This is a genomic window from Flexivirga endophytica, assembly GCF_014640635.1.
Classification (GTDB): domain Bacteria; phylum Actinomycetota; class Actinomycetes; order Actinomycetales; family Dermatophilaceae; genus Flexivirga; species Flexivirga endophytica.
Map to the genome: position 1 here is coordinate 799,722 of NZ_BMHI01000001.1, position 23,363 is coordinate 823,084.

At 68.3% G+C, this 23,363-nt stretch carries 19 protein-coding genes; 13 read left to right on the forward strand and 6 right to left on the reverse strand.

The annotated features are described in order from the left end of the window. Positions 1-105 precede the first annotated feature (105 nt). Entirely contained in the window at positions 106-2,085 is a 1,980-nt protein-coding gene (acs, locus tag IEX71_RS03660) for an acetate--CoA ligase (RefSeq protein WP_188835564.1), read from the forward strand. Positions 2,086-2,143: 58 nt separating this feature from the next. On the opposite strand, the gene IEX71_RS03665 is transcribed toward acs, so the two are convergent. After that, complete coding sequence (locus tag IEX71_RS03665; RefSeq protein WP_308420951.1) at positions 2,144-5,272, reverse strand: alpha-mannosidase; 3,129 nt, start codon at positions 5,270-5,272, stop codon at positions 2,144-2,146. Positions 5,273-5,413: 141 nt separating this feature from the next. On the opposite strand from IEX71_RS03665, the gene pyrH reads away from it, so the two are divergent. The 5 genes from pyrH to IEX71_RS03690 are packed head-to-tail and all read left to right on the forward strand — an operon-like array spanning position 5,414 to position 9,708. Beyond that, the gene (gene pyrH / locus IEX71_RS03670) at positions 5,414-6,145 is read left to right on the forward strand and encodes a UMP kinase (RefSeq protein ID WP_188835565.1); all 732 of its coding nucleotides are present in this window, start codon (positions 5,414-5,416) and stop codon (positions 6,143-6,145) included. Between the two features lie 52 nt (positions 6,146-6,197). Further along, positions 6,198-6,764: a ribosome recycling factor gene (gene frr, locus IEX71_RS03675; RefSeq protein WP_188835566.1), complete on the forward strand. Its 567-nt coding sequence runs from the start codon at positions 6,198-6,200 to the stop codon at positions 6,762-6,764. A 20-nt stretch (positions 6,765-6,784) separates the two neighbouring features. Continuing rightward, complete coding sequence (locus tag IEX71_RS03680) at positions 6,785-7,696, forward strand: phosphatidate cytidylyltransferase (protein WP_188835567.1); 912 nt, start codon at positions 6,785-6,787, stop codon at positions 7,694-7,696. 1 nt (position 7,697) lies between these two features. Further along, positions 7,698-8,861: a dual-specificity RNA methyltransferase RlmN gene (rlmN, locus tag IEX71_RS03685; protein ID WP_188835568.1), complete on the forward strand. Its 1,164-nt coding sequence runs from the start codon at positions 7,698-7,700 to the stop codon at positions 8,859-8,861. Positions 8,862-8,877: 16 nt separating this feature from the next. Continuing rightward, positions 8,878-9,708: a phosphatase PAP2 family protein gene (locus IEX71_RS03690; protein ID WP_188835569.1), complete on the forward strand. Its 831-nt coding sequence runs from the start codon at positions 8,878-8,880 to the stop codon at positions 9,706-9,708. Here IEX71_RS03690 and IEX71_RS22405 read toward each other — a convergent pair. Together IEX71_RS22405 and IEX71_RS03700 are read right to left on the reverse strand one after the other, a co-directional pair. After that, positions 9,698-10,705 (reverse strand): helix-turn-helix transcriptional regulator, encoded by a 1,008-nt coding sequence (locus tag IEX71_RS22405; RefSeq protein ID WP_229749431.1) that lies wholly within the window; start codon positions 10,703-10,705, stop codon positions 9,698-9,700. The genes IEX71_RS03690 and IEX71_RS22405 overlap by 11 nt on opposite strands. Next, the gene (locus IEX71_RS03700; RefSeq protein ID WP_188835570.1) at positions 10,702-11,847 is read right to left on the reverse strand and encodes an LOG family protein; all 1,146 of its coding nucleotides are present in this window, start codon (positions 11,845-11,847) and stop codon (positions 10,702-10,704) included. The genes IEX71_RS22405 and IEX71_RS03700 overlap by 4 nt, the downstream gene beginning before the upstream one ends. A gap of 165 nt (positions 11,848-12,012) precedes the next feature. Here IEX71_RS03700 and IEX71_RS03705 point away from each other — a divergent pair, with 165 nt between their 5' ends. The 4 genes from IEX71_RS03705 (at position 12,013) to IEX71_RS03720 (ending at position 16,410) form a co-directional block, all read left to right on the forward strand. Next, positions 12,013-12,462 carry a hypothetical protein gene (locus tag IEX71_RS03705; protein ID WP_188835571.1) on the forward strand — a complete coding sequence of 150 codons (450 nt, stop codon included), beginning with the start codon at positions 12,013-12,015 and terminating at the stop codon, positions 12,460-12,462. A 582-nt stretch (positions 12,463-13,044) separates the two neighbouring features. Continuing rightward, positions 13,045-14,331, forward strand: a complete 1,287-nt coding sequence (locus tag IEX71_RS03710; RefSeq protein ID WP_188835572.1) for a PIG-L family deacetylase — start codon at positions 13,045-13,047, stop codon at positions 14,329-14,331. After that, a complete protein-coding gene (locus IEX71_RS03715; protein WP_188835573.1) occupies positions 14,328-15,953 on the forward strand; it encodes an aminotransferase class V-fold PLP-dependent enzyme in 1,626 nt (541 codons plus the stop codon). The genes IEX71_RS03710 and IEX71_RS03715 overlap by 4 nt, the downstream gene beginning before the upstream one ends. After that, entirely contained in the window at positions 15,946-16,410 is a 465-nt protein-coding gene (locus IEX71_RS03720; protein WP_188835574.1) for a carboxymuconolactone decarboxylase family protein, read from the forward strand. Before IEX71_RS03715 ends, IEX71_RS03720 begins: the two co-directional genes overlap by 8 nt. Positions 16,411-16,457: 47 nt before the next feature. On the opposite strand, the gene IEX71_RS03725 is transcribed toward IEX71_RS03720, so the two are convergent. Continuing rightward, the gene (locus IEX71_RS03725; RefSeq protein WP_229749432.1) at positions 16,458-18,236 is read right to left on the reverse strand and encodes a sensor histidine kinase; all 1,779 of its coding nucleotides are present in this window, start codon (positions 18,234-18,236) and stop codon (positions 16,458-16,460) included. 203 nt (positions 18,237-18,439) lie between these two features. Here IEX71_RS03725 and IEX71_RS03730 point away from each other — a divergent pair, with 203 nt between their 5' ends. Beyond that, positions 18,440-19,945: an FAD-binding oxidoreductase gene (locus IEX71_RS03730; protein WP_188835575.1), complete on the forward strand. Its 1,506-nt coding sequence runs from the start codon at positions 18,440-18,442 to the stop codon at positions 19,943-19,945. A gap of 47 nt (positions 19,946-19,992) precedes the next feature. On the opposite strand, the gene IEX71_RS03735 is transcribed toward IEX71_RS03730, so the two are convergent. Next, entirely contained in the window at positions 19,993-20,685 is a 693-nt protein-coding gene (locus IEX71_RS03735) for a response regulator transcription factor (protein WP_229749433.1), read from the reverse strand. Between the two features lie 218 nt (positions 20,686-20,903). On the opposite strand from IEX71_RS03735, the gene IEX71_RS03740 reads away from it, so the two are divergent. Then, positions 20,904-22,064 carry an AAA family ATPase gene (locus tag IEX71_RS03740; RefSeq protein ID WP_188835576.1) on the forward strand — a complete coding sequence of 387 codons (1,161 nt, stop codon included), beginning with the start codon at positions 20,904-20,906 and terminating at the stop codon, positions 22,062-22,064. A 30-nt stretch (positions 22,065-22,094) separates the two neighbouring features. Next, entirely contained in the window at positions 22,095-22,724 is a 630-nt protein-coding gene (locus tag IEX71_RS03745) for an SIMPL domain-containing protein (RefSeq protein WP_188835577.1), read from the forward strand. On the opposite strand, the gene IEX71_RS03750 is transcribed toward IEX71_RS03745, so the two are convergent. Beyond that, complete coding sequence (locus tag IEX71_RS03750) at positions 22,706-23,350, reverse strand: histidine phosphatase family protein (RefSeq protein WP_188835578.1); 645 nt, start codon at positions 23,348-23,350, stop codon at positions 22,706-22,708. The two genes, IEX71_RS03745 and IEX71_RS03750, sit on opposite strands and share 19 nt — an antisense overlap. Positions 23,351-23,363 lie beyond the last annotated feature (13 nt).

Consider the following 23,363-nt stretch of genomic DNA (forward strand, 5'->3'; position numbering starts at 1 on the left):
CCTGCCCGAGCAGCATTCTGGTCCGACGAGTGATTGAGTAGACGTGACGCGCACGCGCACGCGCTCCACGCCGACCGACACGACGACTGAAACAAGGAGACAACGATGGCGCAAGATGGCCAGAGCCAGAACATTGATGCACTCATGGCGGAGTCGCGCACGTACCCGCCGGACCCTGCCTTCACCGAGCAGGCCAACGCCAAGCCAGGGTTCTACGACCAGGACCCGGACGAGTTCTGGGAGCGAGAGGGGCGTGAGCGGCTCAGCTGGTTCACCGATTTCACGACCCTGAAGGAATGGGACCGGCCCTACGCGAAGTGGTACCTCGGCGGCAAGCTGAACGCGTGTTACAACTGCGTCGACCGGCATGTGGAGAACGGTCTGGGTGACAAGGTCGCCTACTACTGGGAGGGCGAGCCGGTCGACGACCGCCTGACGATCACCTACGCCGACCTGCAGTCGCGGGTGGTGAAGGCCGCCAACGGTTTCAAGAGCCTCGGCATCGGCAAGGGCACCAAGGTCGCCGTCTACCTCGGCATGATCCCAGAGGCACCGGTCACGCTGCTGGCGCTCGCTCGCCTCGGCGCACCGTTCACCTTCGTCTTCGGTGGATTCTCGGCCACCGCCCTGGGCAGCCGCATGCAGGAGATGGAGTGCGAATACCTCATCACCCAGGACGCCGCCAATCGCCGGGGCAAGCCGGGCGCGTTGAAGCCCACCGCCGACGAGGCGATGGACATGGCACCGACCGTGAAGACTTGTGTGACGGTCAACCGCACCGGCACCGAGGTCGAGATGAAGGACGGCCGGGACCACTGGTGGAGCGACGTGGTGGACGGGCAGGACGACGACCCGAAGTCGTGCCCCTGCGAGCCGATGGACTCCGAGGACCTGTTCTTCCTGATGTTCTCCTCGGGCACGACCGGTAAGCCCAAGGGCATCCTGCACACCACCGCCGGATACCTGGCCGGTACCTCGACGACCCATCACTACGTGTTCGACATCAAGCCGGACACCGTCTACTGGTGCGCTGCCGACATCGGCTGGATCACCGGGCACAGCTACATCGTGTTCGGTCCGCTGGTCAACGCCACGACCAGTGTCATGTACGAAGGCACCCCGGACTTCCCGGACAAGTCACGCTGGTGGGAGATCATCGAGCGCTACAAGGTCAACGTGCTCTACACCGCGCCAACGACCATCCGCACCCACATGAAGTGGGGCACCGAGGCGCTGCAGAAGCACGACCTGTCGTCGCTGAAGGTGTTGGGATCCGTGGGTGAGCCGATCAACCCGGAGGCGTGGATCTGGTACCGCGACAACGTCGGTGGTGGCAAGTGCCCCGTGGTCGACACTTGGTGGCAGACCGAGAACGGCATGATCCTGGTGACACCGTTGCCCGGACTGACGACGCTGAAGCCCGGCTCGGCGACCCACCCGTTCATCGGCGTGAAGGCCGCCGTGTATGACGAGGCGGGCAAGGAGATTCCCGCGGGCGAGGGCGCCGGATACATGGTGATCAAGGAGCCGTGGCCGGCGATGTTCCGCGGTCTGCTGAACGACGACGAGCGTTTCAAGCAGACCTACTGGAGCCAGTTCTCGGACGCCTATCTGGCCGGTGACGGCGCCCGCGTCGACGGGGACGGCGACTTCTGGATGATGGGCCGCATCGACGACGTCATGAACGTCTCCGGTCACCGGTTGTCCACGATCGAGATCGAGTCCGCGCTGGTCAGCCACCCGGACGTCGCGCAGGCGGCCGTCGTCAGCCGCGCGGACGCGACCACAGGTCAGGCGATCGTCGCCTACGTGACGCTGAAGGACGGCGCGGACGGTTCGACCGAGAAGCTGGCCGAGTTGCGTGAGCACGTCGGCAAGGAGATCGGACCGATCGCCAAGCCGGCCAACGTGGTGTTCGCGGACTCGTTGCCGATGACCCGGTCGGGCAAGATCATGCGACGCCTGCTCAAGGACGTCGCCGAGAACCGTGCGCTCGGTGACACCACGACGCTCGCCGACCCGTCCGTGGTCAACGAGATCAAGCAGCGCGCCGAGTCCGACAAGGACGCCGACAAGGAAGGCTGAGGCGACAGCCGGATGACGAGGCGGGTGGCCGGCGACTTCGCCGGTCACCCGCCCCGCGTCAGCGACACAGCCGGAGGCTGAGCAGCTGAAAAGGCCTCAGCCGTATGGCGATCGGGGCGTCGCCGACCTCGAGTCCGTCCGGCTCCATCGGGTCCTCGAGCAGGTCCACCTGGACCACTTCGCGGACCGGGAAGCTCGGCTCGAGCGTGACGCGAGTCCGTGCGCCGGCCGGTTCGTAGAGCCTCACGATCACGTCCCCGGAGCCGTCCTCGGCGAGCTTGACGGCCTCGACCGCGGCGCTCGCGCCGCTGACCTGCAACAGCGGCTCGATCGGACCCCCGGTCAGCCGCCGCTGGGGCAGGTTGATCCGGTATCCCGCGCGGACCGCGTCTGTCACGTCCGGGGCGACGACCAGTGCGTAGTGCCGCACGTGGCGACCCTGGTCGGTCTCCGGGTCCGGGAAACGCGGGGCCCGAAGCAGCGACAACCGCACGGTGGAGAAGGTGCCGCCCCCGGTCGATGCGTGGCGGGTCACCTCGTGCCCGTAGGTCGCCGAATTCACCACCGCCGCACCGAATCCCGGCTCCGACAGGTGCACGAACCGGTGCGCGCACACCTCGAAGCGTGCGGCGTCCCAGCTGGTGTTGGTGTGGGTCGGGCGTCGCAGGTGCCCGAACTGCGTCTCGTATGCCGCATCAGTGGCGTGCACGTCCACCGGCAGCGCGACCTTCAGCACCGACTCCTGCTCGTGCCAGTCGACGTCGACCGAGCAGTCCACCTGCCGCGCACCGGGCCGCAGCGTCATGGTCTGTATGGCGCTGGACCCGCCGAAGACACGCCTGACCGTGACGACAGCGGCGCCGTCGTCGCCGACGTCGACCTGCAGGTCCGCCACGTCGTCAAGATCGCGAACAGTGTTGCGGTAGAACTCATCCAGGTCCCAGGCGTCCCACTTGTTCGGGAAGTCCTGGTGCAGTTGCAGCAGGTTGGCTCGCTCACCGGCCGGTATGACATCCCGCCCGGTGGACAGATCGACCATGCCGGTGACCAGTCCATGACCGTCGATCGTCACCTTCAGCCGGTCGCTGGTCAACACGATGTCCGCGCCGGCGCGGTCCACCTGCACCGGAGCGCCGGGTGGTGACAGCGCCGAACCGCCCAGTGCCGGCACCGCATCGACCTCGAAAGGCGTTGCGTTCACGACGATCTCGGTCTCGCCCGAGCCGGCGAGCAACCGTAGCCGGCCCGCGATGAGCGACTCCAGCTCGGCCTCGACCGCGGCGTAGTTGTCGGCGGCCTCGCGGTGCACCCACGCGATCGAGCTGCCCGGGAGGATGTCGTGGAACTGCTGCAGCAGTACGACCTTCCACAGCCTGGTCAGTTGCTCGGCCGGATAGTCCGCCAGCCCACGGACGGCCGCGGTGCTCGCCCACAACTCCGCCTCCCGCAGCAGGTGCTCGCAGCGCCGGTTGCCCTCCTTGGTGCTCGCCTGGCTGGTGTAGGTGCCGCGGTGAATCTCCAGATAGAGCTCGCCGACCCACACCGGGGCGTCGGGGTAGTCGGCCTCGGCCGAGGCGAAGAAGCGCGCGGGCTCCTCGATCGTCACTCGCGGCGACCCGGCGAGGTCGCCAGTGCGTGCCGCGCGCTGCAGCATCTCGCGGGTGGGACCGCCACCGCCGTCGCCGTACCCGAAGGGGACCAGGGAGACGTTCGTGGGTCCCTTGTCGCGGAAATTCCTTGCGGCGTGGGCAAGTTCGCGCCCGGTCAGCTCAGCGGTGTAGGTGTCGACCGGCGGGAAGTGGGTGAAGACCCTGGTGCCGTCGATGCCCTCCCAGTGGAAGGTGTGGTGTGGAAAGACGTTCTGCTGGTTCCAGCTGATCTTCTGGGTGAGGAAGTGCGTGCAGCCGGCCTGCCGGACGATCTGCGGCAGGGCAGCGGAGTAGCCGAACGAGTCCGGCAGCCACACTTCACGACAGGTGATGCCGAACCTCTCGCGGAAATACCGCTGACCCAGCAGGAACTGCCGCGCCATCGCCTCACCACCGACCATGTTGGTGTCGGACTCGACCCACATGCCGCCGGTCGGCACGAAACGTCCGGCGGCCACGTGCGCGGCGAGCCGCTCGAACACCTCGGGCCGGTGTTCCTCCAACCATTCGTACTGCTGGGCACTGGACATCGCGTAGACCAGCTCGGGCTGCTCGTCCAGCAGCTGGGTCACGTTGGCCACGGTCCGGGCCACCTTGCGGACCGTCTCCCGGACGGGCCACAACCACGCGGAGTCGATGTGCGCGTGCCCGACCGCGCTGATCCGGTGGGCGGTGGGGTGGCCGGGACGCGCCAGCAGCGGCGCGAGCTCGGCCCGCACCGAGCGCGCGGTGCCGGACACGTCGCCGAGATCGAGCCGGTCCAGCGCGCGCTCCAGTCCGAGCAGCAACTCGGCCCGCCAGCCGTCGTCGACCGGCAGCTCCCGCATCAGCCCGTCGAGCACGTCGATGTCGGCGGCGAGCTCCCACACGGTGGTGTCACGCACACAGACCTCGGCCCGTGCCAAGCGGTACAGCGGACCGTCACCGGCGGTCGACTTCTCACCCAGGCCGGTCGGCAGGAACGGATGGGGTTGCAGCAGCAGCGGATTGGCGGCGGCTTCGACATACAGATCGATCTGCGTGCCGGGCTCGACCGGGAGCCAGCCGTTCATCGGGTTGAGACCCTTCACGACACTGCCGTCCGGGCGGTAGGCCAGGCCCTCGGCCTGGAAACCGGAGGAATGCGCGGCCCAGCCGAGGTCGATCACCACCTCGTGCGGTCCTGCCGGATCGGTGGGCGGCACCGTCCCGGTCAGGTGGAACCACGTCGTACCCCACGCCGGCCCCCACGCCTCACCGACCGCGAACGGCTCGTATGGCGCCGCGAGTGCTTGCGCCACCGCGACGGGCTCGCCCTGTCCGCCGTCGACGTGCCACGCCTCGACCCGCAACGGTGCCACCGCGCGATGCACGACGGGGCGGATCCGCTCGGACAGGACGCGGGTGATGCGGTCCTCGACCAGCTGGCGACGGTCATGCACGATGAGCAACTCCTGGGACGACGGGCCTGCGCCGGTGGCGGGTGGATGGCGACGAATGTCAACGTACTTCACCAGCCGCAGCCGCATTTCGGCCCGACCGGAGGGGCCTCCGGTCACCGGTGGTTCATGCATCCCCGATGCATGTGGCAGGATCTATCGACCGCTACAAATGCCCTGGGCGGGCTGTCACGGCCCGTTCCGCATTTGCCTGTGTCGCGTGAAAAGACTCGATTGCATCATCGACCGGAGGCAGCGCCAATGACCGATCCCTCTGTCCAGCCCGAAGACCCGCAGCGGGTCCTGCTCAAGCTCTCCGGAGAGGTCTTCGGAGGCGGCAAGATCGGTCTGGACCCGGACGTGGTCCGTGGTGTCGCCCAGCAGATCGCGGCGGCGTCCCGCAGCGGCGTGCAGATCGCGATCGTGGTCGGCGGTGGCAACTTCTTCCGCGGCGCCGAGCTGCAGCAGCGCGGCATGGACCGCACCCGGGCCGACTACATGGGGATGTTGGGCACGGTCATGAACTGCCTGGCGCTGCAGGACTTCCTGGAGAAGGAAGACATCGACACCCGCGTCCAGACGGCGATCACCATGGGGCAGGTCGCCGAGCCCTACATCCCACGTCGCGCGATGCGGCACCTGGAGAAGGGTCGCGTCGTGGTCTTCGGCGCAGGCGCCGGTATGCCGTTCTTCTCCACCGACACGGTGAGCGCGCAGCGCGCCCTGGAGATCCGCTGCGACATGGTGCTGTTCGCCAAGAACGGTGTGGACGGTGTCTACACGGCCGATCCCAAGAAGGACCCGACTGCGACCAAGTTGGAGTCCGTCACCTTCTCCGAGGCGCTGGCGCAGAACCTGCGGATCGTGGACGCGGCGGCCTTCAGCCTGTGCATGGACAACGACCTGCCGATGCGGGTCTTCGGCATGGAAGGACCCGGCAACATCACGCAGGCGTTGCAGGGTGAGAAGATCGGCACACTGGTCAGTGCCTGAATAGACTCGGCACGGCATACCAACCACTGATTCGTAGAGAAGGTCAGCAACCATGGACGGCAGCATCGACGACAGCCTGCTCGAGGCCGAGGAGAAGATGGAGAAGGCGATCGAGGTCGCCAAGGAGGACTTCTCCTCGATCCGCACCGGCCGCGCCAACGCAGCGATGTTCAACAAGCTGACCGTCGACTACTACGGCGCCCCTACGCCGCTGCAGCAGCTGGCGTCCTTCCAGACGCCCGAAGCGCGCACCGTGCTGATCCAGCCGTTCGACAAGGGCGCCATGGCCGGCATCGAGAAGGCGTTGCGTGAGAGCGACCTGGGCGTCAACCCCAGCAACGACGGCAACCTCATCCGCATCGTGCTGCCGGCGCTGACCGAGGAGCGCCGCCGCGACTACATCAAGCTCGCCCGGACCAAGGGCGAGGACGCGAAGGTGTCGATCCGCAACATCCGCCGCAAGGCCAAGGAAGACATCGACCGTGCGGTGAAGGACGGCGACATCGGTGAGGACGAGGGCTCCCGGCACGAGAAGGAGCTGGAGTCCACCACCAGGAAGCACGTCGAGATCGTCGACGAGCTGCTCAAGGGCAAGGAGTCCGAGCTCCTCGAGGTATGAGGTCGCTCGCAGGTCAACAGATGTCTGAGCCCTCTTCGTGGCCCCACTCACGACGGGCTGCCCGGGAAGGTCGCACGGAGCCGACCCCGACCGGTGGCGCGGCCGAAGCGCACAACCCGACACCGCGTGCCGGGCGCAATCTCTATGCCGCGATCGGCGTCGGTGTGCTCCTCGGGCTCATCGTCATACTCAGTCTGTTCCTGCAGAAGGAGATCTTCGTCGGCGTCGCGATGGCCGCGTCGGTGATCGGCTGCATCGAGATGCTGCGCGCGATGGCGCACGGTGACCTGCACCCACCGGCGATCCCGACCCTGGTCGCGGCCGCCGCCGTGCCCTTCGCCGCCTACCTGTGGGGCGCCACCGCGCTCGCCTTCGCGGCCGTCGTCGCGGTGCTGGTGATCTGTGTATGGCGCGCCGTCGGCCACGCCGAAGGAATGCCACGTGACATCGCCGGCGGTGCGCTGGTGACGCTCTACGTGCCCGCGCTCGTCGGCTTCGCCATGTTGCTGCTCGCGGCGGACGACGGTCCGCAGCGCATCGTCGTCTTCATCCTCGTGACGATCTGCAGCGACATCGGCGGTTACATCGTCGGGGTCATCGCCGGTAAGCACCCGATGGCGCCCAGCGTCTCGCCGAAGAAGTCCTGGGAGGGCTTCGCCGGCTCGACCACGGCGTGCATCGTCGGCGGCAGCCTCAGCGTCGTGCTGGTGCTGGACGGGCGCTGGTGGGTCGGCGCCCTGCTCGGCGCGCTCGCCGTCGTCGCGGCCACCGTCGGTGATCTGTGCGAGTCGATGATCAAGCGCGATCTCGGCATCAAGGACATGAGTAACCTGATTCCCGGCCACGGCGGGCTGATGGACCGGCTGGACTCCCTGCTGGTCGTCGTCCCGGTCGCCTGGGCCGTTCTGACCCCTCTGGTGGCGGTGCACTGACATGACTGATCTACCCACTCCCTCGACCACGAAGCCGGTTCCCGGTCAGCTGACGTTCAGCGCACCCCGTCGCGGCAAGCCGCCGCAGCACCTTGCCGACTTCGACGAGGCCGGCCGCAAGGAAGCGGTCGAAGCGTTGGGACACAAGGGGTTTCGGGCCAAGCAGTTGTCGACCCACTATTTCGAGCACTTCGTGGACGACGCGGAGCAGATGACCGATCTGCCCGCTGCCGGACGCACCGAGCTGGTCGATGCGATGCTGCCGAAGCTGCTGACGTCGGTGCGCACCCTCAACGCCGACGACGGGCGGACCGTCAAGCAGGTGTGGCGGCTCTTCGACGGCGCACTGGTCGAGTCGGTGCTGATGCGTTATCCCGGTCGCGTGACGATGTGCATCTCCAGCCAGGCCGGTTGCGGCATGAACTGCCCCTTCTGCGCCACCGGCCAGGAGGGCCTGACTCGCAACCTGACGACGGCCGAGATCGTCGAGCAGGTCGTGGCAGGCGCCCGGATGTTGCGCGAGGGCGCGGTCGCCGGTGGTGATGACGAGTCGCGGGAGACACCGCTGCGCGTCTCCAACGTCGTCTTCATGGGCATGGGGGAGGCGCTGGCCAACTACCGGCAGGCGATCAACGCCATACATCGCCTCGTCGACCCCGCACCAGCGGGCCTGGGTATGTCGGCCCGGCACCTCACCATGTCGACCGTCGGACTGGTGCCGGCGATCGACAAGCTCGCCAAAGAAGGCATTCCCGTCACGCTCGCGTTGTCGCTGCACGCGCCGGACGACGAGCTGCGCAACGAGCTGGTGCCGATCAACACGCGCTGGACGGTCGATGAGGCGCTCGACGCGGCATACCGCTACTACGAGGCGACCGGGCGACGCGTCTCGATCGAATACGCGCTGATCAAGGACATGAACGACCAGGCGTGGCGCGCCGACCTATTGGGCCAGAAGCTGCGCGCTCGCGGCAAGGGCTGGGTGCACGTCAACCCGATCCCGCTCAACCCGACCCCCGGCTCCAAGTGGACGGCCTCCCGCAAGGGCGTCGAGCAGCAGTTCGTCGAACGACTGCGCGCCCACGGCATACCCACCACCATCCGGGACACCCGTGGCTCCGACATTGACGGGGCGTGCGGCCAACTCGCAGCATCGACAGCCTGATTCGAGCGGGGGGTCCATGCCGAATCTCATGCTGAACTGGCGCCAGGCGTTGCTCGTCGGGCTGGTGCTCGGTGCGCTGTGGCCGGTGCTCCGGCACCGGTGGCCCGGCGTCGCGACGTTCTGCCGGGAGGGCGCCATCGTCGCCTGGCTGTTCGCGTTCTGGCAAATCCTGCAGCAGGTCACCTCCAGTGACGGCGGCGATGCGGTCGGCCGCGCGCACTGGATCGAGCGGCTGCAGTCCGCGATGCTCTTCCCGAACGAACGCAGCGTCCAGAACCTCATCCTCGGGCACGACACGATCGTCGAGCTGGCCAACCTCTTCTACGCCAGCATGCACTTCACCGGGATGGGGATCTTCCTGGTGTGGCTGTATTTCCGGCACCGCGACAGCTATCCGGCGGTCCGGACCACCATCGCGCTGAGCACTCTCGGATGCTTCTTCGTGCAGTTCCTGGCCGTGGCGCCGCCGCGGCTGTTGCCCGGGTATGTCGACACGGCCGAGTTCTACGGCCAGTCGGTCTACAACGCCGGTTTCTCGGTCGACAACTTCGGCGCGATGCCGTCGGTGCACGTGCTGTTCGCAGCGGTGATCGGTTGGTACACGTGGCGGGTCAGCACCTCACGTTGGCGGTGGATCGGCCCCTTGCATTTCGTGGTGACCGTCTTCGTGGTGGTCGCGACGGCCAACCACTGGTGGCTGGACGGTGTGGTCGCGATCGCGATCCTGATCGGGGCGGCGTGGTTGCGGCACGGTGTGCTCGCGCTCGTCGCTCGTCTTCGGGAGACCACCGTGGGGACGGTCGATGCGCCCGATCTGGAACCACAGGTGCCGGTCACTACTCCTTGAGGTTCGCCGGCGGGTGGATCTCCCCGATCACATAGGGGATCGCAGATCGCTGGGATATGCCGAGCTTGCGCAGCACGTTGCCGACGTGCACCTTGACGGTCTTCTCCGAGATGAACAATCTGGCCGCGAGTTGCCGGTTGGTGAGCCCGTCGACCGCGATCAGCATCGCGATCTCCAGCTCCCTGCTGGTCAGACCCGCGGTGCTCGCCCGGGGTGTGGTCTGCTCGACGTGCGCGGTCTGCAACGCGTCCGCCAGTCGCAGGTGCAGCCGCTCGCCGCTCGCCCGTGCATCGTCGAGCGCGGTGCGTTGCGCGGCAAGTCTCGGGTCGTCCGGCAACTCGACCGAGTGCAGCGCCAGCCGCAGCCGCTCCAGCTCACCGGTGATGGTCCGCAACAGCTCCGTCTCGTCCCGCGGGCGGGTGCTGTCCAACTCGGGGTAGAGCTCGTAGAGACCCAGATCGTCGGCGAACGTCCGGTCCTGAGTCATCTCCCACACGAGTGCTCGGCCCAGCCACTCCATGGCCCGGGCGGTCTCGTCGTCATACGTGTCGGCCACGGAGTTCTCGATCGCCATCATGCCGGTGACCTCGTCGGTCTCCGGGTGCCGCAGCGGCACGACCAGCACGTCCAGGACGGGGTGCTCGTCGGAGTTCCAGCCCATTCGGGCGCGGCGTCCGGCGTCCTGGTCGTAGCGGTAGGTCCGGCCCGTCGAGCGGATGTACTCCGACAGGCCGTTGGGCCCGAACTGCTGCACATCAGCACTCAGAAACTGTTTGTGGTCAACGCAATACGGGATCGACAGGGTCGTCGGACCGATGTAGTGGCCGATGTAGAAGGTGTCGAGCTGGGTCAGGGCGCACATCGCCGCACGGCATGCGGCATACCGCGTCATGACGTCGCCGCGATCACAGAACCGAAGCCGCCGGTCCGCCGCGCGGAGCACGGAGATCGCGAACGGCGAGAAGCTCTCGGCCGGTTCCTCGCGGGCGTCGGTCACGGTGCTATGCCGCCTTCCCTCGGCCCACTGGTGGGCCGCTGTGAGTTCGCTATGCGTTCAATTGTGCTGCACGCAGCGCCGACATCGCCGACCAGGTGGATCGCGTCAGCCATCGGTCGGTCGGCCGCCAGCGCCTGCAACACGCCCCAGACAGGCATCTCGGCACGCCAGTATTTGTCGCCCACGAGCACCAGTGGAGGCAGGACACCGCGATCTGCGGCGGCGTAGTAGAGCGCGGTCGCGACCTGGAAGATCTCCTGCACCGTGCCCGCCGCGCCGGGCAGCACGACGATACCGCCGTTGCACACGCGCAGCAGGACGTCCTCGCGCAGCGCGTTGGAGAAGAACTTCGCCATCCGGTTCCCGAACGCGTTCGGCGGCTCGTGTCCGTAGAACCAGGTCGGTATGCCGAGACTGCGCGGCGCGCCGGTATCGGCCGTGACACGTTCCCGCACCTCGAACGCGACACGCGCCCACGCGGTGATGTCCGGCCGGAACGACGGCACCTCTGCGAGTGCGGTGAGCGCGGGCTCGAGCAGCGTCGCGTCCGTGCACAGTGCGCCGAGGTTCGCCGCCTCCATCGCGCCGGGACCACCGCCGGTGGCCACGACCATCCCGTGGGACGCCACCTCGTGTCCCAGCTGCGCCGCCATGGCGTAGTCGGCCGATCCGCGCTGGACGGCGTGTCCACCCATGACACCGACGACCGTTCTGCCGTCGAGGAATTCGCCCAGGGCATCGCTGATGCTGTCATCGTGTATGGCGCGCAGCAGCGACGAGTAGACGTCCTGGTTCGGGTCCAGGGACCACCGATAGCTGCGAGCGTCGGGGGTTGCGTCATACCCGTGTTCGCGCAGGCCGGCATACAACTCACGAGGGCGGTAGAGGTGCGACCGCCAGGCGTCGAAGGGCACGTCGGGGTCGGCGGGGAAGACGAGTGCTCCGTGCAGCCGCAGGTGTCGGTGCAGCGTGTCGCCCAGCCGGCCACCGAGCACCACGACGCCGGTGAAGTCGTCGATGCCGAGCAGCTCCGTCTCGACCTGTGTCAGGTCGAGGTCCTGCAGTCGCAGGTCGCGCACGGAGGAGCCGTCGGCGAGCAAACGCCGCAATTTTGCAAGGGATTCGACCTCTGTGGTGGACACCAGTCGATTCAATCGGATAGGCAGAAGAGAGAGGTCACGATCCGATCACAGGTGTGGACTCGTGCCAACCCACTGGGAGAATGGAGCGTCTTCCACACCGTCCGACGCAACTGCGCCGGACACCACTCGGGGAACGCGACTCGTCGCGGAAAGGAAGGACGCCACATGAAGCGCACCACGGTCACCTTCACCATCGGAGCACTTCTCGTAGCTGGGACGGCCGCCGTCGCGCCGACCCAGGCGCACGCACTCGAACTCGGCCATCACGCGCCGAGCGTCGCGGTCCCAGCCGTCCACCATGCGGCCACCGCGTCCACGCATCGGACGACGACCACTGACACACAACAGGTCACCAACGCGATCCTGCACAGCAAGCTGCTCGGCGCGGTCAAGCCGGCCAACGTCTCGGTCAGCCAGGTGAAGTTCGCCGGCGCCGGGCACACGTGGGCATCGGCACTGGCCACCCCGAAGAACGGCCAGACCGACCCCGCGCAGGTGCTGCTGAAGAAGTCCGGCACCTCGTGGACCGTTCGTGACCTCGGCACCGCAAGCATCGGGTGCGGCATCGCCCCGCAGGCCGTCCGCAACACCCTCGGCCTGCACGGTCCCTGCTGAGTTTTTTTTGCTACGACTCCTCGCGACACAGAGAGGGACCCCGGCGAACGAGTTCGCCGGGGTCCCTCTCTGTGTCGGTCGTCGTCTTCGCGGCCGTCGGGTTGTCGTTCAGGCACCTTGTCGTGGGCTGTCGCCGTGGCTCCCTTGTCGTGCGGTCACCGTGTCCGTGCCGCTCGCCAGTGCGAACCACTTGGTCGTCGTCTTCGCGGCCGTCGGGTTGTCGTTCAGGCACCTTGTTGTGGGCTGTCGCCGTGGCTCCCTTGTCGTGCGGTCACCGTGTCCGTGCCCGTAGCCGTGGCCCGCTTGTCGTGCGGTCACCGTGTCCGTGCCGCTCGCCGCATGTTGGTCGAGTGCCTGGGGAGGGAAGCGGTGGAAGGTGTATCGAGACCCTCGAGCCGCGGAGCAGCACGAGTAGACCTAGGTCTATGGGCCGCCGCGCAGCTGCGAACTAGCGTTAATGCCAACGGTTCTGGGCAATGGACGCAGCGATCCGACGATCGATCTGCGCGGCTCGGTGCCGCCCCAGGCTGACGTGGCACCGGGCCCCGGAGCCGCGCAGGGAAGGTAGCGGCGGCAGCCGAGATGAGACAGCTGACAATTCCCCACCGGGTCCCTGAGGGCGAGGAGCCGTCGGCCGCTCGTCAGAGTGACGAGCCACCGCGCGTGCTCGCGGTCTTCGCGCACCCGGACGACGAGGTCTTCTGCGCGGGCGGCACCATCGCCCGATGGGTCCGTGCCGGCGCGGAGGTCACGGTCGTGTCGGCGACCCACGGGGAGGCCGGCCAGATCCGCGACGTGCGCGTCGCCACCCGCCATACGCTGGGCGAGATCCGTGAGACCGAACTGCGGCTGTCCTGTCGACGATTGGGCGTCTCCACGGTCCGCTGCTGGGACTACCTCGACGGCACCCTCGCCGACGCGGACTTCGATCGGCTGGTCGACCGGGTGGCACAGATGATGCGCGAGTTCCGCCCTGAAACGGTCATCAGCTTCGGACCCGACGGCGGTTACGGACATCCCGACCACGTGACCATCAGTGCCGCGACCACGGCCGCCTGGCGCCGGACCGACCCGGCCGCCCGGCTGCTGCAGGCGCACTTCCCGAACCGCGACACACTCCTGATGGATCGGCTGGCCTCCTGGCTCACCACCCGATCGGACCGGTTCGCCGGATCCAGTGACTACGTGCACGCGTTGCTGCTCGTCGTGAAGGAAGCGGGCACGATGCGCTACCTGTCCGATCACGAGCAGGTGCAGTGGTATCCGGCCGGATCGTGTGTCGTCGAGCAGGGTGAGGCGGCCAGCGAACTCTTCATCATCCTGTCCGGATTCGCCGAGGTCTGGCAGGACGACGGACGTGGCAGCCGTCGTCGGCTGCGAACGGTCGGACCGGGGGAGTTCTTCGGAGAGCTCGGCGTCGCCGGCAACCGCCCTCGCAGCGCCGATGTGGTCGCGCTGGAGAGCCTCACCTGCCTGGTGCTCTCCCGCGGCGCGCCCACGAAGTTCGCCGGCCGCGGCGCGGGGGCCCGACTGGTCGGACCGGCATCGCCGGCGCTGAACGGTGACGAGGCGCATCCCGACATGCCGCTCGATGCACCGGAGACCTCGCCGGACGAGCCGGGGGTGCTCGAGTCCGATGTGTCCGACGTCATCGCGCAGAAGGTCGCTGCACTGTGCGCCTACCGGACGCAGCTGCCGCTGGAACCCGACATGTTTCCGGCGCAGGTGCTCACCGAGATCTTCGGCCGCGAGTGCTTCATCGAGGTTCCTGCGATCGCGACCAATGACACCGCCGCCGTGCACCGGTCCCGGCCGGCGCACGCCCGTGACTTCGCAACCCTCGGAAGCGCTGTGGAGGTACGGCAATGACGCTCATCGGGGACACCGCCCACGAGGTCGTGTCGGTCACTCCCGCGGCCACGCGCGGTGAATCGTCTGACGCCGGCGAGGCGGCGGCCTTCGCAGACTTCCGGCGAACCCATCCGGCATACGACAGCACTGCCCTGCTGGATGAGCTGCGACGCACCGAATACGCGCGGCTGGATGCTGCCGGCCTCACCTACCTGGACTACACAGGTGGGGGTTTGTATGCCGCCTCCCAGGTGCGGCAACACGAGTCGCTGCTGTCCGGCACGGTGTTCGGCAACCCGCACTCGGAGAGCGTGCCGTCCCGCCTGATGACCGACCGGGTGGAGGCTGCCAGGACCAGGGTCCTGGAGTTCTTCTCGGCCTCGCCGGACGAATACGACGTCATCTTCACGCCCAACGCCACCGGTGCCCTGCGGTTGGTCGGCGAGTCGTACCCCTTCGGACCGGGCGACCGCTACCTGCTGACCTTCGACAATCACAACTCGGTCAACGGGATTCGCGAGTTCGCCTGGGCCAAGCGCGCGGAGGTCACCTACATCGCCATCAGCCCGGCGGACCTGCGTGTGCCGCACGACGTGGTCGAGTGGGACTTCACCGACCCGGCGACCCGCGACGCCTTCACCGTCGGCGGCGTCGTGGGGAAGCTGGCCGACGGCCTACGCACGGCGAACCCCGGCGGGCACAACCTGTTCGCCTATCCGGCCCAGTCCAACTTCTCCGGTGTGCAGCACCCGCTGCACTGGATCGCCGAAGCACAGGAGGCGGGGTGGGACGTGCTGTTGGATGCCGCCGCCTTCGTCCCCACCAACCGGCTGGACCTGTCCCGTGTGCATCCCGACTACGTCTCGATGTCGTTCTACAAGATCTTCGGCTATCCGACCGGGATCGGCGCACTGCTCGTCCGCCGGCCGGCGTTGGCGAAGCTGCGCAGGCCCTGGTACGCCGGCGGCAACATCGTCTTCTCGTCGGTGCGCGCTGCGACCGGAGAAGGCGGTGGCTACTACCGCACGCCCGGTCCGGCCGGCTTCGAGGACGGCACGCTGAACTACCTCGGCATCCTCGGCGTCGACATCGGGCTGCGCCACGTCTCGTCGATCGGCATCGAGACGATCCACACCCGCGTCATGTGCCTGACCGACTGGTTGCTCGACGCGCTCGCGCAGTTACGGCACAGCAACGGTGCGCCGGCCGTGCGTGTCTACGGACCCGGCGACACCCGGAGGCGCGGCGCAACCATCGCGATGAACTTCCTCGACCCGAGCGGCCGACTCGTCGACTCCACCGTCGTCGAGCAATTGGCCAACGATGCCGGCATCGCGTTGCGCAGCGGCTGCCACTGCAATCCAGGCACTCGGGAGGTGTCCATCGGACTGTCGGAGGCGGAGATGGTGGAGGCGTTCCGCGACAAGGACCGCCTCAGTTTCGAGGAGTTCGTGCAGGTCATCGACGGGAAGACAACGGGCGCTGCACGGGCATCGCTCGGACTCGTCAGCACCTTCGCGGACGTCTACCGGTTCTGGCAGTTCGCCAGGACCTTGACCGACCGGCCACAGGCCGAGCTGTATGGCGCTTCCGGCTGCCGGCTCGGGGAACGACGACACGAGGAGAAGTGCGATGACTGACCGTTTCGACTTCGGGACGACCGCCCAGGACGCCTACCGGGCCTGCCTGGCTCTGCCGAAATACATGAAGAGCGCCGATCTCGACTGGGGGCTGCAGGAACTCATCAAGATCCGGGCGTCGATGGTCAACGGGTGTGCCACCTGCATCGACGGCCACACCGCCGATGCCGCCGAGCACGGCGAGAGCCTGCGCCGCATCGCCAGCCTCGCCGCCTGGAAGGAAGCGGCCTGCTACACACCCAAGGAACGTGCGGCACTCGCATTCACCGACGAGGTGACGCTGATCAGCAATGGCGGTGTCTCCGATGCGGTCTGGGAGGAGATGACGCAGCACTTCTCCAACGAGGAGATCGCGGACGTGATGGCCGCGGTCATCGCCATCAACGTCTTCAACCGCCTCACCATCGCCACGCACAAGATCCCGGAGGACCTACAGACACCGGCCAGGGCGTCCTAACCCCGGTCGCTGCGCAACCGGGCACGCCGCGTTGTAGGCGCGAAGCGTCACACGCCGAGTGCCGCCGGGCACGGCAACTCGGCGGTGATGTGCGTGCCGTGATCCACCGGACTGTCGATCCGCAACGTGCCGCCGAGCACCTCCACCCGGTCCTGCAGGCCGGTCAGCCCGAACCCGCCGGCGGGATGCGCGTTGCCGATGCCGTCGTCGTCGACCCGGATCACCAGCACACCCGCCCGGTCGGTCAGCCGCACCGCGATGTGACGCGCGCCGGCGTGCCGGGCGGCGTTGTTGAGCGCCTCCGCCATCACGAAATAGGCGGTCGCCTGCACTGCATCCGGCAGATTCCGGTCGACCGACATCTCCAGTGTCGTCGGCACCGGCATCCGGTCGACGAGGTCTTCGATGGCCGGTCCGAGACCCTGCTCGACCAGCGGGGCAGGCATCACCGCATAGACCAGGTCGCGCAGTCCCGCCGCCGCGTGATCGATGCGCCAGCGAAGCCGCTCCGCGGCCTGGGCTCGCTCCTCCGGGCTGGTCCCGGCCTCGGTCCCGGCCAAGCGTTGGGCCTCGACGGACAACAGCACCAACTCGGCCTGCAGTCCGTCGTGCAGGTTCTGCGCGATCCGGCGGCGCTCCCGGTCGCTCGCCTCGACGATCCGCGCGCGGGATTGCTGCAGTGCGCGCCGGCTCGCCCGCAGCTGGACGGTCAGCCGCTGCTGGTCGACCGCGATGGCGATCACCCGACCGGCCGAGTTGACCAGCTCGGGATCGGCGATGAGGTTCCGGTCGTAGAAGATGCCACCGACGCGACGCCCGCCGACACCGATCTCGGCAAGGCCACGACCGTTGCCCGCCGTCGGGGCGGTGATCGAACGGCCGTCCGCGTCGACATAACCGCCGCGATCGTGCAGCCAGTAGGACAGCTGCACCGAATCGTCCCCGAGCGCGGTAGCCAGGGCCGTGCCCAAGTCGGGGCGGTCACCGGCCGCACTGCCCAGCCACTCGCCGAGCTGCTCGAGTTCGCCGGTCCGGGCGAACCCACCGCGCATCATCGCCACCGCGAACAGCATCGGAGCGACCACCAGCAGGACTATCTGGCCCGCCGTCGCGATGCTGGAGTCGAAGCCGGTCATCGACCGGACGACGATGGGGACCAACGGCACCAACAGGACCACAGCGACGCCATACACGTAGAGCGGCCCGAGGACCGAACGACGTTCAGAGGCGCGATGGAACCGCACGGACAGGACGACCGCGGTGATGGCCATGACGCACATGCCGGCCCCGGTCTGCACCCGTGAGCCGACAGTCACCAGCTCTGGCCGGTCGGCCATCGCGAGCATGCCGTCGGGGCTGGCGGCCGGGGCCCACAGGTAGAGCGGGATCTGCAGCACCAGACACACGGCATACCCGGCGATGACTGTCCAGCGGGCCAGCGTCGATCGCAGCCGGCCGGACGGGAAGACGAGCAGCAGATGCACGATGACGCCGAGCGGCAATGTCGCGGTGACCACGCCGACCGCCACGAGTAACGGCTGAGAGGCGAACACCAATGCGTTGAGCAACCAGATGACGCCACCGGCGACCATGACTAGCCCCAGCCGGTTGCCCGGCCGGCGCCACCAGGCGATCAGTCCGGAGGCGGCGTAGACCAGCGCACCCGCGACGATCGACACGGCGAGCCACGGTTCGGGACCACCGGCTCCGAGGAAGGCGGCGAGCTGGCTGGCCGCGATCAGCGTGATGACCGAGGCAAGCATGACGAGCGCCGATTCGAGGGAGGTCACGATCGGTGGCTGGTGCACTGTCCAGGCACGCGTCATGGCCGCAGTTTCCCACTCGCGCAACGCTTTCCCGCTTGGAACGGCGAATATTGCGGCATCGCGTTCGTGGGACGGCAGGGACGGGACCTAGGTCTATGGACCCGGTCGGACTTCGCTGACGATCATGTGGGAATGGCGCCGGCCTCCTGTGCCGACCGCGACCCAGCGCGCGGTGCCGTGAGTGGAACGCCGAGGAGCATCCCATGACAGACCTGCAGACCCTGCCAGCAACGACCGTCGCACGCCTGCGGGCTCAGGTCAGTGGTCCGGTGTTCGTTCGCGGCGATGCGGGCCTGGCCGACGAGGTCGCCTGCTTCAACCTCAACGGCGGCGTGCACGACCCCGACATCGTCGTGGGTGCGGCCAGCACGGCCGACGTGTCGGCGGCCGTGCGTTTCGCCGTCGAGCAGGACCTGGCGGTGCGTGTCCAGGCGACCGGGCACGGACCGGGGCCGCGCGCCAAGAGCGGCATGATCGTGTCGACCGAGCGACTGACCGCGGTCCACCTGGATCCCACCTCGCGGCGGGTGACCCTGGGCGCCGGCTCACAGTGGCATCGGATCGTGACCGAAGCCGCGCCCTTCGGGCTGGCTCCCATCACCGGCTCCTCGGTGACTGTCGGCGCCGTCGGACACACCATGGGCGGCGGCATCGGTCCGATGATCCGCAGCCATGGCTACTCCTCGGACTGGGCACTGGGCTTCCGCCTCGTCAGCGCAGACGGTGAGGTGGTCACCGCCGATCCGCAGACCCATCCCGACCTCTTCTGGGCCCTGCGCGGGGGCAAGGGTGGTTTCGGCATCGTCACCGAGATGACGCTCGAACTACCCCACGTCCCTGCCTTGTATGCCGGGAGGTTGATCTTCGGAGGCGCGGAGAACATCGAGGCAGCGCTCCGGACGTGGGTGGACTGGCTGCCGGCGGCGGCCGGTGACGTCTCCACCTCCATCGCGCTCGCACCGGCGCACGGTGCGGGCGGCCACGGCGACCTGCAGTTGCACCTGCGCTTCGTCCACCCGGGTGGGGCGGAGGAGGGCGCCGAACTGGTCGCGCCCCTGCGTGCCGCAGCCCCCACGGTGCACGACACCGTCGGCGAGTTGCCACTGGCGGATGTGCATTCCATTCACGGGGACCCGGTGGATCCCATGCCGTTGCAGTCCTTCTGCACGGAGCTGACCGGCATCGACCAGGACTTCGTGACGGCGTTCCTGGCTCGTCTCGGGCCGGGTACGAACACGCCGTTCGCCGAGTCCGAGATCCGACACCTCGGCGGAGACGCGGCGCAGGACGTGATCAATCCCGGTGCCGTCGGTGGTCGCGGTGGTGCACTGATGCTCCGGTTGGTGATTGAGGATCCGGCGGTCGCCTCGCGCGCGAGCGAGATCGCCGCCGGTGTGTTCGCCGATGCCGGTGACCGGAAGTTCGCCGTCACCAACGTCAATTTCGCCGGCAGCATGTCCAAGCGGCCCGCGTTCGAGCGGTCGTGGCCCGAGTCGATGCGTCGGCAGCTGGCCGAAGTGCGGGCGACATACGATCCGAACGGGTTGTTCCCGTTCGGTCCAGGACCGGCACCGGCTCCGGATGCTGCGCCCGCCGCGGCTACAGGGACCGATGGCATGGCGCTCGCGCCGGTGCCGGTGCCGACCGACGATCGCCCACGCGGTCGCCGGCTGTTCGATCCGAGAAGTTGGTTCGCCGGGCGTTCGTGAGGCGCCGCGCGTGGGGCGGGCCTGTCGAGGCGAGGCCAGTGTCGTGATCAGCCGTTCAGATACCGGACCACGGCCAGCACGCGCCGGTGGTCGTCGGCGCAGTCCGGCAGGCCGAGCTGGTCGTAGATGTGCGAGACGTGTCCGACGACCGCCTTGTCGCTGATGAACAATGCGCGCGCGATGGCTGCGTTGCTGCGGCCCTCCGCCATCGCGGCCAGCACCTCCTGTTGGCGCACCGTGAGCCTGCCCACCGCGGCCTTGTCCGTGCGGGCGCGCGTGAGCATGAGGGCGGCGACCTCGGGATCCAGGGCGGTGCCGCCCGCGCACACACGCTGCAGATCCGCGCAGAACGTCGGTATGTCGCCGATGCGCTGCTTGAGCAGGTAGCCGACACCCGCCGGGTTGTCGCCGATCAGATCGACTGCGTAACGCCGCTGCAGGTGTTGCGAGACGACCACGACTCCAACCCGTGGCATCATCGTCCGGATCTGCACCGCCGCCTGCAAGCCGTCATCGGTGTGGTGGGGCGGCATCCGGATGTCGGTCACGACCAGGTCGGGCACGTGCTCGCGAGTCAGTGTCACCAGGCTCGGTGCGTCGACGGCGCTCCCGACGAGCTCGAATCCGGCCTGCTCCAGCACCAGTGCCAGACCGTGCCGCAGCAAGGTCTCGTCCTCCGCGATGACGCAGCGCATCGGGCTGCGGTGCTCGGGCGGTGACGGTCGGAGCTGCTCCGGCATCGGCTGCTCCTTCCTGCTCCCGGTTGGGATCGGACGTGAAGGGGACCGGCTCCACGGTGGATCGAGACTCCCTGAGACCAATGTAGGCCGATCGCTCATCGTGAGTGATACGAACGCAATTCGTCGACAACCAGGCGCAGGCCCATTTCCGATCACGGTCACGTTCGTCGCTGCCGCGGACGCGTCCCGGTGTCACCGCCGGCGGCTACTTTCGACGCATGATCACCACCTTGGCAGTCGGCGGCTATCGCTCGCTTCGGGACGTCGTCGTTCCGCTGAGCCCACTGACCGTCGTCACTGGCGGCAACGGCACCGGCAAGTCATCCCTCTACCGCGCGCTGCGCCTACTGGCCCAATGCGGTGAGGGTGAGGTCGTCGGCAGCCTGGCTCGCGAGGGCGGCTTGCAGTCGGCGCTGTGGGCCGGACCGGAGTCGCTCGCGGGCGCGCGCCGCGGCGCACCGGTCGAGGGCATCGTGCGCAAGGGTCCGATCAGTGTTCGGATGGGTTACGCGAGTGACGATTTCGGCTATTTGGTCGATCTCGGGCTGCCGCAACCCACCGGGCTGCCGACAGCGTTCCAGCGCGACCCGCAGGTCAAGCGGGAGCTGATCTTCAGCGGCCCGGTGATGCGGCCCGGCACGACTTCCGTCCGTCGCCGGCGCGGCTCGGTGCAGGTGCGTGACGAGCGACGCTGGGTCGACGTGGCGGAGACACTTCCGGCATACCGCAGCGTGCTGCGTGAGTATGCCGATCCGCAGGTGGCGCCGGAGGTCTTCAAGGTGCGTGAGCACATCCGATCCTGGCGGTTCTACGACGGCTTCCGGGTGGACGCCGAGGCCCCTGCACGCCGGCCGCAGGTCGGCACCCGCACGCCGGTGCTGTCCGGTGACGGGTCGGACCTGGCGGCGGCCGTGCAGACGATCCTGAAGAACGGCTTCGGCGACCTGGAGCGGACGATCGCGGACGCGTTCGACGGAGCGAGACCGGAGGTGCTGATCGCTGACGGCATCTTCGACGTGGCGATCGCGCAGCCGGGGATGCTGCGACCATTGCGCGCCGCCGAGTTGTCCGACGGGACCTTGCGCTACCTGCTGCTGGCGACGGCGTTGCTGACCGTCGACCCGCCCGCACTGATGGTGCTGAACGAGCCGGAGACATCGCTGCACGCCGCACTCGTCGCGCCCCTGGCCCGGTTGATCGCGACGGCGTCGCGTCGCTCGCAGGTGGTCGTCGTGACGCACTCCCGGACGCTGATCGACGCGTTGCGCGAGGGTGACGACCGGGTCACCGAGGTAGTGCTGGACAAGAACCTCGGCGAGACCGTGGTCGAGGGCCAGGGCCTGCTGAGCCGACCGCCGTGGGAGTGGGGTTCGCGCTGAGACCGGCGCGCGTGCTGCAGACTGGGAGGCATGGGCGACGAACACGCTGGTGTGACGGTGACCGGAGTCGGCACGGTGGGGGTGCCGACCACCGAGGCAGAGGTCCGACTGCGGATCGAGTCCCGGCAGCCACAACCGGGTGCGGCGCTGCGCGAAGCCGGCCAGGTCGTCACAACGGCCTTCGAGGTGCTGCGGACGGCCCGTGTGCCGGACTCCGACGTGCGGACCGAGGCGGTCAGCGTGTCGCCCAACACGGTGTGGGCGGAGGAGACCGAGCAGATCCGCGGATACGACGCGCAGCAGACGGTGCGGGTGCGCGTCCGGGACCTGGCGCTGCTGGATCGGTTGCTCGGCGAGCTTGTCGACGCGTGCGGGACGGCGCTGCGGGTCGACGACGTGTCACTGTCCGGCGAGCCCACCGAGGCAGCGCTCGCCGAAGCGCGGGAGAGCGCCGTACACCAGGCCCGCGCCAAGGCCACGGACTACGCCCGATTGACCGGACGCACACTCGGCCGGGCCGAGTCCGTCACCGAGCTCAGTGGCGTCTTCCGACCACCGCCGCCACGCGGCCGGATGCTGGCGCAGGCCGGCTCGATGCCGGTGTCGCCGGGTGAGGACACCTCAACCGTGACGGTCGAAATTCACTGGAGCTTCGAGTAGTTCGCCAGCGGATCGACGTCGGGTGCTTCGTCCAGCCAGGAGAGGCAGCGCCATACGGGGGCCTGCCCGGCGCGGTGCTCGATCTGCACGATGCCGGTGTTCGGGATCGCATGCTGCTCGATGAAGAGGCGATCGAGGTTGTCGCATCGTGCGCCCAGCCAGGCCCGTAGGACGGCGCCGTGACTGACGACGGCCACCACGTCGTGGCCGGAGCGCACGACGTCATCCATCGCCGCGTCGAAGCGGTCCAGGACCTCCGTGCCGTCCGGGCCGCCCGGGACTCGTGTGTCGATCCGGCCATCGACCCAGTCGAGCAGCGCCCGGTGGTAGTCGGCTCGCGCCGCGTCGCTGTTGTGTCCCTCGAGATCTCCGGCCTCGATCTCGGCCAGACCGGGCAGCACCTCCGGCCGCATGCCGGTCCGCTCGAGGAACGGGGCGATCGTCTGCCCGGTGCGAGCCAGCGGGGAGTGGAAGACCGCAGAGATCCCTTCCTGGCCAAGGCGTTCGGCGAGTTCGGCCGCCTGATCACGGCCGGTGGCGGTCAGCGCCGGCCCGGGGACGGCGGTCTCGAGCCGACGGTCCACGTTGGTGGGGATCTCGGCGTGACGGATCAGCAACAGTCGCACGGATCCACCGTAT

Bases quoted from the DNA above. Each gene is read 5' to 3' on its own strand.
- acs (WP_188835564.1), top strand. From the start codon at position 106: ATGGCGCAAGATGGCCAGAGCCAGAACATTGATGCACTCATGGCGGAG.
- pyrH (WP_188835565.1), top strand. From the start codon at position 5,414: ATGACCGATCCCTCTGTCCAGCCCGAAGACCCGCAGCGGGTCCTGCTC.
- frr (WP_188835566.1), top strand. From the start codon at position 6,198: ATGGACGGCAGCATCGACGACAGCCTGCTCGAGGCCGAGGAGAAGATG.
- IEX71_RS03680 (WP_188835567.1), top strand. From the start codon at position 6,785: ATGTCTGAGCCCTCTTCGTGGCCCCACTCACGACGGGCTGCCCGGGAA.
- rlmN (WP_188835568.1), top strand. From the start codon at position 7,698: ATGACTGATCTACCCACTCCCTCGACCACGAAGCCGGTTCCCGGTCAG.
- IEX71_RS03690 (WP_188835569.1), top strand. From the start codon at position 8,878: ATGCCGAATCTCATGCTGAACTGGCGCCAGGCGTTGCTCGTCGGGCTG.
- IEX71_RS03705 (WP_188835571.1), top strand. From the start codon at position 12,013: ATGAAGCGCACCACGGTCACCTTCACCATCGGAGCACTTCTCGTAGCT.
- IEX71_RS03710 (WP_188835572.1), top strand. From the start codon at position 13,045: ATGAGACAGCTGACAATTCCCCACCGGGTCCCTGAGGGCGAGGAGCCG.
- IEX71_RS03715 (WP_188835573.1), top strand. From the start codon at position 14,328: ATGACGCTCATCGGGGACACCGCCCACGAGGTCGTGTCGGTCACTCCC.
- IEX71_RS03720 (WP_188835574.1), top strand. From the start codon at position 15,946: ATGACTGACCGTTTCGACTTCGGGACGACCGCCCAGGACGCCTACCGG.
- IEX71_RS03725 (WP_229749432.1), bottom strand. From the start codon at position 18,236: ATGACGCGTGCCTGGACAGTGCACCAGCCACCGATCGTGACCTCCCTC.
- IEX71_RS03730 (WP_188835575.1), top strand. From the start codon at position 18,440: ATGACAGACCTGCAGACCCTGCCAGCAACGACCGTCGCACGCCTGCGG.
- IEX71_RS03735 (WP_229749433.1), bottom strand. From the start codon at position 20,685: ATGCCGGAGCAGCTCCGACCGTCACCGCCCGAGCACCGCAGCCCGATG.
- IEX71_RS03740 (WP_188835576.1), top strand. From the start codon at position 20,904: ATGATCACCACCTTGGCAGTCGGCGGCTATCGCTCGCTTCGGGACGTC.
- IEX71_RS03745 (WP_188835577.1), top strand. From the start codon at position 22,095: ATGGGCGACGAACACGCTGGTGTGACGGTGACCGGAGTCGGCACGGTG.